Source organism: Ignavibacteriota bacterium, assembly GCA_013285405.1.
Classification (GTDB): Bacteria; Bacteroidota; Ignavibacteria; order Ignavibacteriales; family Ignavibacteriaceae; genus IGN2.
The window spans coordinates 216,305-232,391 of record CP053446.1 but is presented as its reverse complement, the minus strand read 5'-3'; the positions used below and the strand labels follow the sequence as shown (position 1 = coordinate 232,391).

General features: G+C 34.1%; 17 protein-coding genes. All 17 read left to right on the top strand.

Features of this window, described 5'->3' with window-relative positions; translation table 11 throughout:
- The first annotated feature begins 74 nt into the window (after window positions 1–74).
- Complete coding sequence (locus HND39_01035; protein ID QKJ94957.1) at window positions 75–959, top strand: carbon-nitrogen hydrolase; 885 nt, start codon at window positions 75–77, stop codon at window positions 957–959.
- A gap of 64 nt (window positions 960–1,023) precedes the next feature.
- Entirely contained in the window at window positions 1,024–1,371 is a 348-nt protein-coding gene (locus HND39_01030) for a four helix bundle protein (protein QKJ94956.1), read from the top strand.
- Window positions 1,372–1,461: 90 nt separating this feature from the next.
- Entirely contained in the window at window positions 1,462–2,499 is a 1,038-nt protein-coding gene (locus HND39_01025; protein ID QKJ94955.1) for an agmatine deiminase family protein, read from the top strand.
- Window positions 2,500–3,289: 790 nt separating this feature from the next.
- Window positions 3,290–4,684: a T9SS type A sorting domain-containing protein gene (locus HND39_01020; protein QKJ97834.1), complete on the top strand. Its 1,395-nt coding sequence runs from the start codon at window positions 3,290–3,292 to the stop codon at window positions 4,682–4,684.
- Window positions 4,685–4,902: 218 nt separating this feature from the next.
- Window positions 4,903–6,045 carry a Re/Si-specific NAD(P)(+) transhydrogenase subunit alpha gene (locus tag HND39_01015; GenBank protein ID QKJ94954.1) on the top strand — a complete coding sequence of 381 codons (1,143 nt, stop codon included), beginning with the start codon at window positions 4,903–4,905 and terminating at the stop codon, window positions 6,043–6,045.
- 10 nt (window positions 6,046–6,055) lie between these two features.
- The gene (locus tag HND39_01010; protein QKJ94953.1) at window positions 6,056–6,457 is read left to right on the top strand and encodes an NAD(P) transhydrogenase subunit alpha; all 402 of its coding nucleotides are present in this window, start codon (window positions 6,056–6,058) and stop codon (window positions 6,455–6,457) included.
- On the top strand, window positions 6,457–7,854 hold the full coding sequence (locus HND39_01005; protein QKJ97833.1) for an NAD(P)(+) transhydrogenase (Re/Si-specific) subunit beta: 1,398 nt from the start codon (window positions 6,457–6,459) through the stop codon (window positions 7,852–7,854). The genes HND39_01010 and HND39_01005 overlap by 1 nt, the downstream gene beginning before the upstream one ends.
- A 941-nt stretch (window positions 7,855–8,795) precedes the next feature.
- Complete coding sequence (locus HND39_01000) at window positions 8,796–9,191, top strand: hypothetical protein (GenBank protein ID QKJ94952.1); 396 nt, start codon at window positions 8,796–8,798, stop codon at window positions 9,189–9,191.
- Between the two features lie 273 nt (window positions 9,192–9,464).
- The gene (locus HND39_00995) at window positions 9,465–9,647 is read left to right on the top strand and encodes a hypothetical protein (protein QKJ94951.1); all 183 of its coding nucleotides are present in this window, start codon (window positions 9,465–9,467) and stop codon (window positions 9,645–9,647) included.
- Window positions 9,640–10,050, top strand: coding sequence for a type II toxin-antitoxin system VapC family toxin (locus HND39_00990; GenBank protein QKJ94950.1), 411 nt, complete (start codon window positions 9,640–9,642; stop codon window positions 10,048–10,050). The genes HND39_00995 and HND39_00990 overlap by 8 nt, the downstream gene beginning before the upstream one ends.
- Before the next feature lie 208 nt (window positions 10,051–10,258).
- Window positions 10,259–10,540 carry a type II toxin-antitoxin system Phd/YefM family antitoxin gene (locus HND39_00985; protein QKJ94949.1) on the top strand — a complete coding sequence of 94 codons (282 nt, stop codon included), beginning with the start codon at window positions 10,259–10,261 and terminating at the stop codon, window positions 10,538–10,540.
- 1 nt (window position 10,541) lies between these two features.
- The gene (locus HND39_00980) at window positions 10,542–10,964 is read left to right on the top strand and encodes a type II toxin-antitoxin system RelE/ParE family toxin (protein QKJ94948.1); all 423 of its coding nucleotides are present in this window, start codon (window positions 10,542–10,544) and stop codon (window positions 10,962–10,964) included.
- Between the two features lie 44 nt (window positions 10,965–11,008).
- Entirely contained in the window at window positions 11,009–11,248 is a 240-nt protein-coding gene (locus tag HND39_00975; GenBank protein QKJ94947.1) for a hypothetical protein, read from the top strand.
- Window positions 11,249–11,262: 14 nt separating this feature from the next.
- Window positions 11,263–12,495 (top strand): DUF5103 domain-containing protein, encoded by a 1,233-nt coding sequence (locus HND39_00970; protein QKJ94946.1) that lies wholly within the window; start codon window positions 11,263–11,265, stop codon window positions 12,493–12,495.
- Between the two features lie 506 nt (window positions 12,496–13,001).
- Complete coding sequence (locus HND39_00965) at window positions 13,002–13,991, top strand: Gfo/Idh/MocA family oxidoreductase (protein QKJ94945.1); 990 nt, start codon at window positions 13,002–13,004, stop codon at window positions 13,989–13,991.
- 45 nt (window positions 13,992–14,036) lie between these two features.
- Window positions 14,037–14,642 carry a hypothetical protein gene (locus tag HND39_00960; protein QKJ94944.1) on the top strand — a complete coding sequence of 202 codons (606 nt, stop codon included), beginning with the start codon at window positions 14,037–14,039 and terminating at the stop codon, window positions 14,640–14,642.
- A 71-nt stretch (window positions 14,643–14,713) separates the two neighbouring features.
- Window positions 14,714–15,676, top strand: coding sequence for an ROK family protein (locus HND39_00955; protein ID QKJ94943.1), 963 nt, complete (start codon window positions 14,714–14,716; stop codon window positions 15,674–15,676).
- The last annotated feature ends 411 nt before the right edge of the window (window positions 15,677–16,087 follow it).

Sequence of the window (16,087 nt, the reverse complement as noted above, 5' to 3'; positions counted from 1 at the left end):
ATTTCGAAAAACTTAGTATTCATTTTACCACAGTGAATAATTCTTTAATTTTAAATTAAAGAAACAGGATATTTATGAGCAGCAAATTCACAATCGGTTTAGTCCAGTTAAGTTTCAACAATGATACTTCAGCAAATTTAAAGAAGTCAATTGACTGGATAGAAAAAGCAGCAAAATCAGGTGCACAGGTTATTTGTTTACCTGAACTTTTCAGATCTCAATACTTTTGTCAGAATGAAGACATTAAAAATTTTAATCTTGCAGAAACGATTCCCGGTCCATCCACAAATGCAATTTCCGAAGCTGCAAAAAAAAATAATGTGAGTGTTGTCGTCCCGTTGTTTGAAAAAAGATCCTCCGGAGTTTATCACAACAGTCTTGTAGTAATAGACAGTGATGGAAAAATTCTGGGAACGTACAGGAAAATGCACATACCTGACGATCCCGGATTTTATGAAAAATATTATTTCGCTCCAGGAGATCTCGGTTATAAAAATTTTCAAACTTCATTTGGAAAAATCGGAACTTTGATTTGCTGGGATCAGTGGTATCCGGAAGCTGCAAGATTAACGGCGTTACAAGGTGCTGCTGTTTTATTTTATCCAACTGCAATTGGCTGGCATCCTTATGAAAAAGAAAAACACGGCAAAGCACAGTATGAATCATGGCTGACTGTTCAACGAGGTCATGCTATCGCAAATGGTGTTTATGTTGCTGTGGTTAACAGAATCGGGCTGGAAAAATTAAATAGTGATTCTCCCGGAATTGAATTTTGGGGACAGTCATTTGTCTGTGATCCGCAGGGAATGATAATAGCCCAGGCTTCAGTTGATAAAGAAGAAATAATTCTCGCTGAAATTGATTCTGAAAGAATCGAATACATTCGTCATAACTGGCCATTCCTGAGAGATAGAAGGATTGATTCTTACGGTGACATTACTAAGCGTGCTATTGATTAAAATGTTTCAAGGTCAAAACTCAAAAGGTAAAAGTTAAAAGTTCAAGTAAAAATTCAAAAGTTTTATGAATAATCAAGATATCAAAGTTAGATGTTATTCCTTTTCTTTGAGAGTTTTAAAATTTATTTCTGCAAATGATGTTGATAGGAAATTTAAACCAATTATTGACCAACTATTAAGGTCATCAACTTCAATTGGTGCCAATGTTATTGAAGCAAAGAGCTCAAGCTCTAAAAGAGAATTTATTAAGTATTATGAAATCGCCTTGAAATCAGCTAACGAGACAAAGTATTGGATTTGTTTATTCCGAGATGGTATTAAAAGCTCATCTGAAATCAAAGCATTATTGAATGAAGCTGATGAAATCTCAAAAATAATCGCTGCCAGTATTATTAAACTTAAAAAGAAATAGATAGTTTTTACTTTTAAGTTGGTCTTTTGAATTTTGACATTTGACTATTGACTTTTTATACTAATCCTTGAAAATAATTAAAATAGAAAATTGAACAAATTAGATTTATTAGCTGAATGGACCAACCACGAAGCAACGTGGATTGGCTGGCCATATAACAAAAGTGATTGGCCCCAAAAATTTTCTCCTATCCCTTATGTCTATGCAGAGATTGTAAAATATATTTCACGCGGAGAAAAAGTTAGAATTTTTGTTCAGTCAAAAGAGCATCGATTAAAAGCTGAAAAAGTTTTGAAAGATTCTAATGGCGGTCTGACAAATGTGGAGTTCTTCATTAAGAAAACGGACCGAGGCTGGCTGAGAGATTCCGGACCAATGTTTGTGAAAGATAGAAATGAAGTCATAGTAATTGATTTTAAATTCAATGCCTGGGCAAAGTATGATGACTACAAACACGATGATAAAATTCCAGCATTCATTTCACAAAAATTAAAACTAAAAAGAATAGCTGCTGAACATAACAGCAGGCAAGTTGTACTTGAAGGCGGTGCTATTGATACAAATGGTAAAGGAACTTTAATAACAACAGAAGAATGTTTGCTCGATGAAAAAGTCCAGACCCGAAATCCTGGTTTTACAAAACAAGATTATTTTGAAATCTTCAAGAAATATTTTGGCGTTACGAATGTGATCTGGCTGGGAAAGGGAATTGTTGGGGATGATACTCATGGACACATTGACGATCTTTGCAGATTTGTAAATGAAGATACGGTTGTTCTTGTTTCCGAAAAAAATCCTTCTGAGGAAAATTATAATTTATTAAATGAGAATCGGGAACGTCTTCAAAATATTAAACTATTAAATGGCTCTAATTTAAATGTTGTGTCTCTGCCTATGCCTTCGCCTCAAATTTTCAAAGGACAAAGACTCCCGGCAAGTTATGCAAATTTCTACATTTCAAATTATGCTGTCCTGGTTCCGACTTTCAATGATCCGAATGACAGAATTGTGCTCGGAATATTATCGGACTTTTTCGCTGACAGAAAAGTAATCGGTATTCATTCAGTTGATTTGGTTTGGGGATTGGGAACGCTTCACTGCTTAACGAAAGAACAACCGGCTATATAATTTGATTGCTGATCGTTAAGTAATAAAGGGCAGGAAACTTTGACTTTACTTGAAAAAACATTGAAGTTAAAATAGAGGTAACAATTTCAAAGGTTTTAAAATGAAAAATATTTTTTCTTCTAATCCTATTGTAATTCTCACTTCAATTTTACTTTGTTGTTTTCAATCTAATTCTTCATTTGCACAAAATTATTGGGAAAGAACTCCTGGACCAGGAACAGTAATTGTTTATGATTTTATTTTTAAAGATGATTTCGTATTAATCGGAACATGGCTTGGCGGAATGTACAAATCAACGGACGCGGGTGAAACCTGGAACCATCTGGAAAATGAATTTTCCAATAAGAGTGTTTACTCACTTGAACTATTACCAAATGGAAATATTCTGGCTGGCAGTGGAAATGGAATTCATTTTTCATCTGATAATGGTGAAACCTGGACCCAATCTTCTTTGACAGACTTTCTGGTTTCAACTATTACTTTAGACGATGCCGGTTCAATCTATGTTGGTTCTGTTTATGAGAATAATATTTACAGATCCAATGACTACGGAGTAAATTGGACAGCATTAAATAGTGATATCTGGGGAATACGTTCAATTGTTACTAAAGATATCAATTTAATAGTTGTTGCTTCCGACGCTGGAATTTACAGATCGTCGGATACAGGTGCTACCTGGCAGAATGTTTTGCCTCCCAATCAATCAATAAATGATTTGACATTAATTCATAATGGCAATTTTGCTGCTATCTCAAATTTCGGTGATTTCTATATTTCTTCAGATGAAGGAATGAACTGGGATAGCATCTCAACTATAAATAATTCGGCAAGAATAATTTTTTCTTCAAGCAATGGAGATATTTATTTGGGCAGCTATGGAGTTTATCGTTCAACAAATGAAGGAATAAGTTGGACTAAATTAAACTTTCTTCAATCCAGCGGTATGGTTCGGTCCATTGCCGAAAATAATAATTTCTTTTTTGCCGGGACATATTTTAGTGGGGTTTTTCGTTCAGTTGACTCTGGAAATAATTGGTCTCAATCTTCAAGCGGGATAAATAATTCTACAATCAGCACCATGGAAAAGGGACTAATAAATAAAGTTTACGCTATATCAGTGCCAGCAGGATTATCTGTCACATCTGATAATGGTGAAAACTGGTCTATATTAAATACAATGGGGCCAGTTACTTCATTCACAGCTTCGCCAAATGGGACTATTTTTGCAAGCAGTGGTGGTTCATTAATGGGAGTTATTCTAAGATCAATTGATTCAGGAACTTATTGGGATATTATATTACAGGTTGATTCAGCAATTACTCAAGTAAATGTTAATTTCGATAATTCTGTCTATGCAATCATTAATCATAAATTATTCAAATCTTCAAACAACGGTAATGATTGGTTTGAGATTCAACTAACATCCCCTGCTGAATTTATAAAATCGGTTACATTTAATAATATAGGATACATTTTTTGTGAGACAGGTACAGGATATTTTCGATCTTCTGATAACGGTGGTAATTGGGAGTATTTAGTATCAACTCCTGAAGGAATAGTAATTTTCGGAATAACAAAAACAAACGAAATGTATGCCACAGCTTCCGACAGCAATTTTTATCGCTCAACTGATTTTGGAAATAGCTGGAACTCTATCTATAAAAGTAATGGAAACGCTGTTAAATCATTTGCAGATGACAGCGAAGGTAATCTCTTCATTTTGCTTTCCGGAACCGGTGTTCTTAGATCGGCAGACAATGGTATTATCTGGGAGGAAATAAATTCAGGACTGGATAACGTGAGTCTTAATAATTTAATTATTACTGATAATGACTATATTTTGGCAGGAACAAGTGGCGAAGGTGTTTACAAAAGCGTAAATAAAACAACATCTCTTGAAAATTCTTTTGCAGAACTACCAGCTTCTTTCTTATTAGAACAAAATTATCCAAATCCCTTTAATCCAACTACTAATATTCGGTTTAAGATTGCAGAATCTGGATATGTTAGCTTAAAAATATTTGATGTACTTGGAAATGAAATCGAAACTTTAATAAGTGGGGAAAAACCTTCGGGAGATTATGAAGTTAAGTTTGATGGGCGCTCTCTTTCCAGTGGAATTTATTTCTATCAATTACGATCAGGGGAAATTATTCAAACTAAAAAAATGATTCTTATCAGATAAGCTGAACAATACATTATTCAAATAGAGCTTTTTTTAGTAAATCCAGTTTAAACTGAATCATCACTCTATGTGATTTTATTAGCAACGAATTTAATCCTAGTCTCCTTTTTCAAAATTGTGATACTATTGAAAATGTTAATGATGATTTTTGCAATTCGCAATCAATCAACTTAATTTTCACAAGATAATATTTTTCAATTCACACAGGAGTTTCAGGTATGGTAATAGCAGTTCCTAAAGAGATCCTGCCTGGCGAAAATCGAGTAGCGTGTACCCCGGATGTTGCTTCAAAACTTATAAAAGCTGGTTTCCAGATCCAGATAGAGAAAGATGCCGGATTAAATGCCGGTTTTACAAATACGTTGTATGAAAAATCCGGCGCTAAGATTGTTGACTTAAATGATCTTTATTCATCGGCAGATATAGTTTTGAAAGTTCAACGCCCACTTGATCATCCATCAGCAGGGAAAAACGAAATTGACTTAATGAAAGACGGAACACTTTTGATAACTTTTCTTTATCCGTTAAATCATCCTGAACTGGCAAAAAAGTGCGCTGCAAACAAAATTAATGTTATCTCGATGGATATGATTCCGAGGACAACACTCGCACAAAAAATGGATGCACTTAGCTCACAGGCGAACATTGCTGGATACAAAAGTGTAATTATGACGGCAGATCATCTTGGGAAAATTTTTCCAATGTTAATGACAGCCGCCGGTACAATTTCACCTGCGAAAGTTGTAATTATGGGTGCCGGAGTTGCAGGATTGCAGGCACTCGGTACAGCCAAAAGATTAGGAGCAGTTGTTGAAGTTTCCGACATCCGTGCAGCAGTGAAAGAAGAAGTGCACAGTCTTGGCGGAAAATTTATTGAAGTTGAAGGTGCTGCTGATATGCAGGATGCTGGTGGTTATGCGAAGGAAGTTTCGCAGGAATTTTTGAAGAAGCAGAAAGATCTGATTTTTAAACATATCACAGAAGCTGATATTGTCATTACAACTGCACTCGTTCCCGGGAAAAAAGCACCGGTACTTGTTACTGAAGAAATGGTAAAAAATATGAGACCGGGAAGCGTTGTTCTTGATATGGCAGTTGAGTTTGGAGGAAATTGTGAGGTCAGCGAGAAAGGTAAGATTGTGAAGAAGTATGGGGTTACAATAATCGGCGAACCGAATCTTCCGAGCCTTGTTCCTACTCATTCAAGTGAAATGTATTCCAAAAATATTCTGGCATTCATTCAGCACTTCGGTAAGGAAGGTAAAGTTGAATTGAGACTTGAAGATGAAATTATAAAAGGTGCACTCATTACTCTCAACGGAGAAGTTGTAAATCAAAGAATTAAAGATCTTCTTAAATAATAGGTGAGATATGAATAATAGATTTCTTTTTTTTAATAATAGACTACTGATTAAAATATTTCTTTCCCTTTGCTCATTGCCTGGGATTGCCTTTGCTGAAGCAGAAGGAACCCACGCAGAACCCGACTATCTTGGATTACTTTTCGTGTTTATGCTTGCAACTTTTATCGGGCTTGGTGTAATTACACGTGTCTCACGATTACTTCACACTCCATTGATGTCATTGACAAATGCTATCTCGGCGATTGCTGTTGTTGGTTCCCTCATACTTACGGGCAGAGATTATCCCGATTTTATAACAATACTTGGTGCAATTGCACTCTTTGCTTCTATGACAAATATTGTCAGCGGATTTTTAATAACCGACAGAATGCTCAAGATGTTTAAGTCGAAGGAGACGAAGAAGTCATGATTTATTCAATTATTCATATCGCATATATTCTTTCGACTGCGCTTTTTATTTTTTCACTTAACTGGATGAAAGATCCAAAAACTGCAAGACATGGTGTATTTGCCGGTGTTGCTGCAATGATTATTGCAATTGTAAGCACTGCTCTTGAACCCGGTATTGTTAACTGGGATTGGATAAGTTATGCAATAATTTTAGGTTTTATCGTTGGTGTACCGTTATCAAAAGTTCCATTGACTGCTGTTCCGCAGCGAACTGCTTTATCACACTCATTTGGTGGGCTTGCTGCAGGTTTAGTCGGAACCGCAAAATATTATTTATGGCTTTCCGAAGGTCCGGAGAATTTAACGACTTTCAGAATGATTGCAATCATAGCTGAAATTATTCTTGGTTATCTCACATTCACCGGAAGTTTGATGGCAACAGGAAAACTTCAGGAAGTAAAATGGATTCCTCAAAGACCAATTACTTACAAAGGACAAAATTTTATTAATCTGAGTCTTCTCGCTATCGCAGTAATAGGAGGGATTCTTCTTGTTATAAATCCAGTTGAATATACTTACATTTTTCCTGTAATTATCATACTTGCATTATTGTTTGGTGTGCTGCTGATAATTCCAATCGGTGGTGCTGATATGCCAACTGTCATTTCACTTTTAAATTCTTATGCTGGATTATCTGCTGTTGCAATGGGATTTGTTCTTGATAATAAATTATTGGTTACAGCCGGTGCACTCGATGGTTCATCAGGTCTGATACTTTCAATTATAATGTGCAAAGCAATGAATCGATCATTTACAAATGTTTTATTTGGTGCTTTCGGTCAGGTACAGTCTTCAAAAACAGGAGTTGAAACAAGATCTGCGAAACAGGAAACTCCTGAAGGTGCAGCACAGATATTAGAACAGGCAAGCAAAGTTGTAATAGTTCCAGGTTATGGAATGGCTGTTGCACAGGCACAATATCGTATCAGAGAACTTTATGATCTTCTTACAAAGCAGGGAGTTGATGTAAAGTTTGCAATTCATCCTGTTGCTGGAAGAATGCCCGGTCATATGAACGTACTTCTTGCTGAAGCAAAAATTCCGTATGAACAGTTAGTTGAAATGGATGATATTAATTCTGATATGCCGCAGGTTGATGTTGTTATTGTTGTTGGTGCGAATGATGTTGTGAATCCCGCAGCAAGATCGGATAAAACCAGTCCGATATATGGAATGCCGATAATTGATGCAGATAAAGCAAAGATGTGTTTTGCAATTAAGCGTTCGATGAATCCTGGTTTTGCCGGAATTGAAAATGAACTTTATTTCGCTGATCATACTTTTATGCTTTTCGGTGATGCAAAAGCTGTGATTGGAGATTTGGTGAAACAGTTATCCGGTGCACACGCAGGTTAGTAATGAGTTTAAAGATGACATCTTTTTGTTAAGAATATAAATGTTTTGTTCTTATAACGATTACCATTTTAGTTTAGTCCTATTCGAATTAATTAAAGATGTCATCTTTTTGCTGTTAAGGTCACAAACAAATTGTGACCTTTTTTATTTTACATTCTATCCAAAATATTTTTAAGCTGAAAATGAATCTCTATATCGTACCATACGGGACTCTGTTTATGGGTAGTTATTTTTTTTCTATAAATATTTTGTCTCTCTGGGACAAAAACAAAAAAAATTTGTATCAACTCATTTTTTATGATAGTCCCGTTAGGAACTGAATATTTATAGAGCATTATGCCGTCAAGATTATAAAGTCCCGTACGGGACTTATTTATGATATATAATACTGGTATAAGTTTTGTTTTCAATTTAAGAAACTTGATTTGAATTAAGATAAAGTATTTAAGCGGGTAATGAACTGAGCAGGCTGCAGAAGTTGTTAGAATATAACATTCTCACTGCCGGAATGCCTGTCCGCTGAAAGAGGATTATACAGAATTTTGGCAGTATAATTAATAGTTATTAGTTATGCCTCTTTCAAGAAAGGTAGAAAATATGAAACAAAAAATAGGTAAAGGTTTTCTTCTTCTTGTATTATTTCTTTCAATAGCAATAAGTAGTTGTGACAATAAAAACAACTATAATTAAGAAGGCTCATCCATCGAAAAACAAGAAGATGAATTTCAAGATGGTATTTATGGTGCATCTGTTACAACACCTTCGGGGACATATGATGTTCAAGTAAGTGTGAGCGGTGGTGAATTTGAATATGTTGATTGGCCAAACGGTGGACAGATGTCTCTTACTGGTGCTATAATTGTAAATAGACATGCAGTTGGAACAAATTCTAACGGTGACGAAATAGAGATTGATATTTATTAAAACTCAAAAGGTTTGAATTGGATTATAACGAAATAGCAAAAATCTTTAATGAACAAGGTTGGAAACTAAATCATATATTGATTGTTTTTGCGATTGGTATTATTGCTTTTAGTATACAAACCATAGAAAAAAATATTACTTATAATTATACTCTTCCGTTATATATCTCGTGGGGAGCCTTTTCAATTACTTTTATTTTAGGATTTATAAGATTTCACATTATGCAAAAGACTATAACTTTACAAGCAAAAAAAATGTATGATTATACCGTTAAAAAAAAGGAAGTCCCACTAACAACAGATTCAATTCAAAAGAAAAGTCATCAAAGTCATATTCTATATTTAATTATGTTTATCAGTTTTTTTATTGGTCTTGTTTCTTTTGCTATTTTCAAATTAAATAATATTAAATAAGGCATAACATCTTTAATCCGTCAAAGCCGGACAGGTAAGTAAAAAGTCAACAGCGTAAAAAGAAAACAAAAATGCCCTGCAAAAAGATTTGCAAAAAAATAGTTCTTTGAAAGTTTGTCCGTCTCTGGCGGAATTGATATACAAAAGTATCACTTTCAGCCACAGACTGATAAACTGGGCTTAAGCACAACACCGTTATGCCTTCAAGCAAAGTTTGAATGTTTGAGTGGAAAATTTATATTTTAGGCAAGTTAATTTTTAAAAGAGGTAAAAATGACAACGAAAGAAAGAGTAAAAAAAGAAATAGATAAAATGCCTAATGATTTATTAGAAAAGGTATATAAATATATTAATTCTCTTGGAGTGAAGACAACACATAAACAGAAGAAGATTCATACATTTAATCTAAAGGGACAATTTGATAATGTAAACATTCGAGAAAGAGCATATGAATAAAATATTAGTAGATACTAATGTTTTAATTTATTCTATTGACGAAGATTCAAAATATTTTGATAGTGCTCAAAAGATATTTTCTGAAGAGCTCGAATTATATACAACATCAAAAAACTTATCAGAATTTCTTACTGTGGTAACAAGATTTTCTCAAAATTCGTTATCATTAAAAGAAGCCCTACTGGTGATCGAAGATTTTATAAATACGATGACCATATTATATCCAACCAAAGAAACCTTTTTAGTATTCAGAGATTTACTGAAAAAGTACCAACCTGTAGGATTACAAATCCATGATTATGAAATATTAAGTATTGGCTTAGCTAATCAAATAGATACTGTTGCTACCTTTAATGAGAAGGATTTTAAAAAAGTTAAAGAAGCTAAACTATATGTTTTATAGTCGGTAAGGCATAGCCTCTTTAATCCGTCGAAGCCGGACAAGTCTGTCAAATTTATCAGCCTTATGCTGAGCCAGACAAGTAATTACAAATCAATATAATTTTTCGCCCTTTTTTCTCAATCGCTTATTATTTCCAAAAATCCTAAATTGAGTAAGTCAAAATAAGATACTATATTAAGACTGTAATAAGACTAAATAAAAAACGACTATGAAAAATATAAATATATCAAAGGATATAATCCCGGTTGGCGAGTTTAAATCCAGACTGGCATATTTTCTTAAAGAGATTCAGGAAAAAGGAAATGCTTTAGTGATTACACAGAACGGCAAACCTGCTGGCGTACTTTTATCTCCTGTAGAATTTGATGGATTAAGACAGTCAAAACAATTTGCAGAATCAGTTGCAAGAGGATTATCAGATTCAGAAAAAGGAGAGGTGTTTTCAACTGCACAGGTAAAATCGCTGTTGAAGAAGAATCGTTCCAGATAAAATGAAAGTATTCTGGACGAAAGAATCAATATTCAGATTAAACGAGATAGAATCCTATATTAAACGCGATAATCCCATCTCAGCGGTTAAATTTATTGATCATTTAATATCGCATACTGAAAGATTATCTAAAAATCCCGAAAGAGGCAGAATAGTTCCGGAATTTTCAATTAAGGTAATCAGAGAATTATTGTATAAGAATTATGGAATAGTCTATCTGATAAAAAAGAAAAGAATAGAAGTGCTGACAGTTTTTGAAGGTAATCAGTTACTCAAAAAAGAAGATTTAGAAAAAAATATTAAAAAAATTAGAGACACATCTAACCTCTTTAATCTTTCTGACTTATCAGTTTATAAATGGAACAGCCAATTACAAATCAATATAATTTTTCCCCCTTCTTTCTCAATCGCATCTTATTTCTAAATATCCTAAATTGTACTATCAATAATTTGTTGTAAGGAAGAAATATGAAACTCGACTGGACAGAGTACATCAATTATACTTTAAATGTAACAATGCACGAAAACTATGGTGCAGTAAAAGATCCGCAAGCTGATCAACCATTGTATGAAATAGTTTTTAAAACCGGGAAACTAATAAACGTTTATGATGACGGCTTACTTTTGGAAACTAACAGAGAGGGCGAAAACATTGGCATCTTTATACCAATTAATTCAATTAAGTGCGTTGAGATATTTAATTTATAAATCCGGGGGAGATAATGAAATCCGTCATATTAATTCTTTCATTTTATCTGTTCATGCAAATCAATTTATTTGCGCAGGAATTCGCGGTGAAAAGTCTTAATGTTTACTCAACTGATAATCCAACTTCACTTCCTGTTTTAACTGGTGTTAATAAACTTGTGATTGAATTCGATGTTCAGGGAGAATTCTATCCGAGTATGAATATCGTTTTCAGGTTCTGTGACATAGGTTGGACTCCAACAAAAAATATTTTTCTTCTTAATTACCAATACAACACTTTTTATTTCCTGGATTTTGAAGATCTTCCGATAATGGTAGCTGATGATGCCCGGTATCATCATAAAAGTTCATACCCCGATGAGAAAGATCAGGTAAGATTTCCTTTTTCAGGCAAATGGAGATTTTATGTAACTGATTCACAGGATACATCAATTGTTTATGCAACCGGAAAATTTTTTGTTGTCAATAATGATGTTGAACTTCGCGTAAATGTTAAAAGAGATGAACTGGAAGATAAATCATACTGGCCTGTTGAACTTTCCAAGGCGATTAATGTTACAACAGATTTCTATTTAACGGAGGATTTCCATCCATCATTCGTTGACCGGATTGAAATAATTGATGATCAAAGGATAAATTATCCGATTGTTGTTGATCGAAAAACCAATACACTTTTCAGATTTTTTAAGTGGGATGCTAACCGGAATTTTACGTTCACTGCAAGAGATATCCCCGCTGGAAATGAATTCAGACAAGTAGATATCAGAGATCATAATCTTTTCAATACAAAGGATGTTCGTGCCCAGCTTGATGGATTAGAATATTCAAGATTTTTTCTTAATCCGCTTCACAAAGATCTTAATGGTGGAAAAATATATGCAAATTACAGAGATGAATTTTCAACTTACCTGAACGTTACATTTTCAATTCGTCCGCCGGAGGAGAATTTTAATAGTATATTTTTAGTCGGTGCATTCAATGATTGGAAACTTTCACTTAATTACCGGATGAATGAAAGCGGAGGGATTTATTCAATCACCATTCCGCTGAAAAGAGGAATTTACGATTATCAATATGTTGCTGCTGACGTTGACAATAATGAAATATTAAATCCTGATTGGCTTATTCTCGAAGGCAACACCTGGCTGAACACAAAAGAATTTGATGTCTTTCTTTATTATAATGAACAGGATAAAGGACCGTATGAAAGAATCATTGGTTATAAGAGAGTAATTAGTAAGCAGTAATCAGTTATTGGTTAGCTGGTTGTTTGTTTTGGTCTATTAGTTTTCAGTTTTGGTTCGTTGTTAACTAATAACTATAACATGTAACTATCCAACTAAAACCATTAACTAAAAACTAAGAACAAATAAAGAAAACATAGCAAGTAAACTTGAGTTGTGAATTTAGTTATTGGTTAGCTGGTTGTTAGTTTTGGTTTATTACTTTTCGTTTGAGTTTACAGTTAACCGCTAACTATGACAAGCAACGATTTAACTATAACTATTAACTAAAAACCAAAAACTAAAACAAATCATCAACTAAAAACTAAGAACAAATAAAGAAAACATAGCAAGTAAACTTAAGTTGTGAATTCAGTTATTGGTTAGCTGGTTGTTAGTTTTGGTTTATTATTTTTCGTTTGAGTTTACAGTTATCCGCTAACTATGACAAGCAACGATTTAACTATAACTATTAACTAAAAACTAAAACAAATCATCAACTAAAAACTAAGAACTAAAAAGAAATAATAATGGAAAAGCTAAAAGTTGGTGTAATCGGAACCGGTCATCTCGGTAAACTTCATATTAAAATGTTTAAGTCAATTGAAAATTGTGAACTTGTTGGCATATTCGACTCCAATACAGAACAGTTGAAGTCAGTTAGTTCAGAATTCAATGTTCAAGGTACTGGTTCGATTGATGATTTACTAAATAAAGTTGATGCAGTTTCAATAGCTGCAACTACCACGGCTCATTTCGAAGTTGCAAAAAAATGTTTTGATTCCGGAGTTCACGTATTCATTGAAAAACCAATTACAACTACAATCAAAGAAGCTGAAGAACTTGTGGAGATTTCTGAAAAGAAAAAACTAAATCTTCAGGTTGGACACATTGAACGCTTTAATCCTGCACTTGTTTCAATGGAAAAATATATTGATGAGCCAAAATTCATTCAGACAGACAGACTTGCTCAATTCAATCCGAGAGGAACTGACGTAGCTGTTGTCCTTGATTTAATGATTCATGATATTGATATAATTCTCAGTCTTGTAAAAAGCGATGTGGTGGATGTTCAGGCTAACGGGGTTGCCGTGGTTTCCGATCATCTTGATATAGCAAATGCAAGACTTCAGTTTGAAAACGGTGCTGTTGCAAATGTAACTGCCAGCCGTATATCACAAAAGAAACTAAGAAAGATGAGAATATTTCAGCGTGATAGTTATATTGCTCTTGATTTTGTAACCGGTGTCGCTGAAGCCTACAGACTTTTGTCTCCTGATGCTCAGGCTGAGCCGACGCAGATTTCATTTGGAGAAATTGGTGTTGGTAACAAGAGAAAAAAAATAGTGTATGAGCAGCCTGAACAGAAAGAATTAAATGCACTTCAGTTTGAGCTTCAACTATTTGTCAACTCCGTATTAAATAAAACAAAACCGTTAGTTTCAGGAGTGGATGGATTGCGAGCTTTAAAAGTTGCACAAATCATTATTCAGAAGATTGAAGGTCAAAGGATTGCGTAAGAGTTTAACAATTAAACAATACATAATTAAAACAATTGGACTACCATGAAAAAAATAGTTTTACTTTCTACAGCACTTTTATTCTTAACCTCAAGCTGCAGCGTATATGAGACAATGGTTAATCTGTCAAGATTAAAATTTAAACTTGGTGCAGTCAATAATTTTACTGTCAGCGGAATTAATATCTCCGGTAAAAAATCTTTGCAGGATTTCAATCCGCTCGAAGTTGTAAACCTGACATCGGTAATTGCATCAGGAAAACTACCAGTATCTTTTACACTTAATGTTGAAGCAAAAAATCCAAATGATGGAACAGGTGGTTATCCTAAAACCGATGCAACATTAAAAGCGTTTCCCTGGCGATTAGAAATTGATAACGTCGAAACAATATCAGGAAACATTGGTTCACCTGTTACGGTTCCGGGAACCGGCGAAGTTACTAATATACCATTGACGATGAATATTGATTTGATTGAATTTTTTGGCAACAAGGGTTTTGATAACCTTATAAATCTTGCGCTTACTTTAGGAGGTCAACAGGGTTCATCAACCAGATTATCCCTGTTTGCATCTCCAACTGTATCTTCGCCTGTTGGAGATATAAAATATCCGGGTGAATTAAAGATTGTTGATCAATCATTTACTAATTAATTTTTTTTATCTGAATTGCGATCCCGACCCTGCTGAGAGAAGCAATCTCAAAAAAAATTTTTGAAATTAGAATGAAAACGAAAACTAAATACGCAATTGGTGTTGACATCGGTGGTACAAATATAAAAATTGGAATTGTTACCAGTACTGGTAAAATTTTAAAAAAAATAACATTTCGTACTGAAGCAGATAAAGGTCCAAAAACAATTATTCGTAAAATTATTTCAGCCATTGAGGAGTTGACAAATGGATCAAAATATAAAATTAATGGAATAGGAATTGGTTGTCCGGGTGTTGTTATTCCGGGGAAAGGCATTGTAGAAAATCCTCCAAACTTACCGGGCTGGAAAAAAGTGAACCTTAAAAAAATTATTAGCAAAGAGTTTAAGAAAAATGTCTTCGTTGACAACGATGCTAATGCTGCTGCGATAGGTGAGCTTACATTCGGAAATGGAAAAAATTATAAATCTTTCATAATGGTTACTCTTGGAACAGGTGTTGGTGGCGGGATTATTATCAATAAAAAAATCTATCACGGTGATTTTGGTGCTGCAGGTGAAATTGGTCATATCTCAATTGATTATAAAGGACCAAAATGTAATTGCGGATCCTACGGTTGTATTGAAGCTTATGCAGGCAACCAGTATTTAAAGCGAAGAGTTCGATTGCAGCTTAAATCACATCCTGAATCAAAAATATGGAAGTTGATTAACAATGATTTAAGTAAAGTTTCACCCCGTATTATTCAGCAGGCTGCTGAGTCAGGCGATAAATTTGCCAAATCTGTAATCGTTGAACTTGGTTTTCATCTTGGTGCAGCATTCACTTCTCTTTGTAATGTTCTCGATATAAGTGTTTTTATTATCGGAGGAGGAATTGCAGGCTTTGGCAAACCGCTGTTCGATTCAATCAGGAAAACTATTTCAAACAGAGTAATGGCACCTATAAGACCAAGGGTTAGAGTTCATCCTGCAAAATTAAAAAATGATGCCGGTATAAAAGGTGCTTCTGCGTTGGTATTTCATCCTAAATAATCAACTCATAAAATAATACGATGGCTGTATGTCTGATTTACTCGTTTATGTGTTTTTACAACTTGCGTGTTTGTTTTTATGTTAACAAATCTATTGACTTTCTAAAATTCCTTATCTAAGTTTCTGTTGAAATTAATTCAGGGTAGAAAAACGATGAACTTTTTTTCAGAAATAAGTTCTTCAAAGCTGGCACGATATTTAGCGCTCTCTCTCTGGAGCGAGAAAGATGGTGAATTTATTTTCACCAATCCAGATTATTCTGTATGAAACTTTCAAAGTTTTCATACTACCATTCAATCAACCATCCATTCATTTCTTATTCTTCCCTTCTGGTTTTACATAGCTTGAAAAAAATCATCAGTCATTGCGATCCGGCAATTGACGGAGAAGCAATCTCTAACAGTGTTTTCT

Bases quoted from the DNA above. Each gene is read 5' to 3' on its own strand.
- HND39_00970 (QKJ94946.1), top strand. From the start codon at position 11,263: ATGAAATCCGTCATATTAATTCTTTCATTTTATCTGTTCATGCAAATC.
- HND39_00975 (QKJ94947.1), top strand. From the start codon at position 11,009: ATGAAACTCGACTGGACAGAGTACATCAATTATACTTTAAATGTAACA.
- HND39_01015 (QKJ94954.1), top strand. From the start codon at position 4,903: ATGGTAATAGCAGTTCCTAAAGAGATCCTGCCTGGCGAAAATCGAGTA.
- HND39_01010 (QKJ94953.1), top strand. From the start codon at position 6,056: ATGAATAATAGATTTCTTTTTTTTAATAATAGACTACTGATTAAAATA.
- HND39_00990 (QKJ94950.1), top strand. From the start codon at position 9,640: ATGAATAAAATATTAGTAGATACTAATGTTTTAATTTATTCTATTGAC.
- HND39_00965 (QKJ94945.1), top strand. From the start codon at position 13,002: ATGGAAAAGCTAAAAGTTGGTGTAATCGGAACCGGTCATCTCGGTAAA.
- HND39_01035 (QKJ94957.1), top strand. From the start codon at position 75: ATGAGCAGCAAATTCACAATCGGTTTAGTCCAGTTAAGTTTCAACAAT.
- HND39_01030 (QKJ94956.1), top strand. From the start codon at position 1,024: ATGAATAATCAAGATATCAAAGTTAGATGTTATTCCTTTTCTTTGAGA.
- HND39_00980 (QKJ94948.1), top strand. From the start codon at position 10,542: ATGAAAGTATTCTGGACGAAAGAATCAATATTCAGATTAAACGAGATA.
- HND39_00985 (QKJ94949.1), top strand. From the start codon at position 10,259: ATGAAAAATATAAATATATCAAAGGATATAATCCCGGTTGGCGAGTTT.
- HND39_00960 (QKJ94944.1), top strand. From the start codon at position 14,037: ATGAAAAAAATAGTTTTACTTTCTACAGCACTTTTATTCTTAACCTCA.
- HND39_00995 (QKJ94951.1), top strand. From the start codon at position 9,465: ATGACAACGAAAGAAAGAGTAAAAAAAGAAATAGATAAAATGCCTAAT.
- HND39_01020 (QKJ97834.1), top strand. From the start codon at position 3,290: ATGAACTGGGATAGCATCTCAACTATAAATAATTCGGCAAGAATAATT.
- HND39_00955 (QKJ94943.1), top strand. From the start codon at position 14,714: ATGAAAACGAAAACTAAATACGCAATTGGTGTTGACATCGGTGGTACA.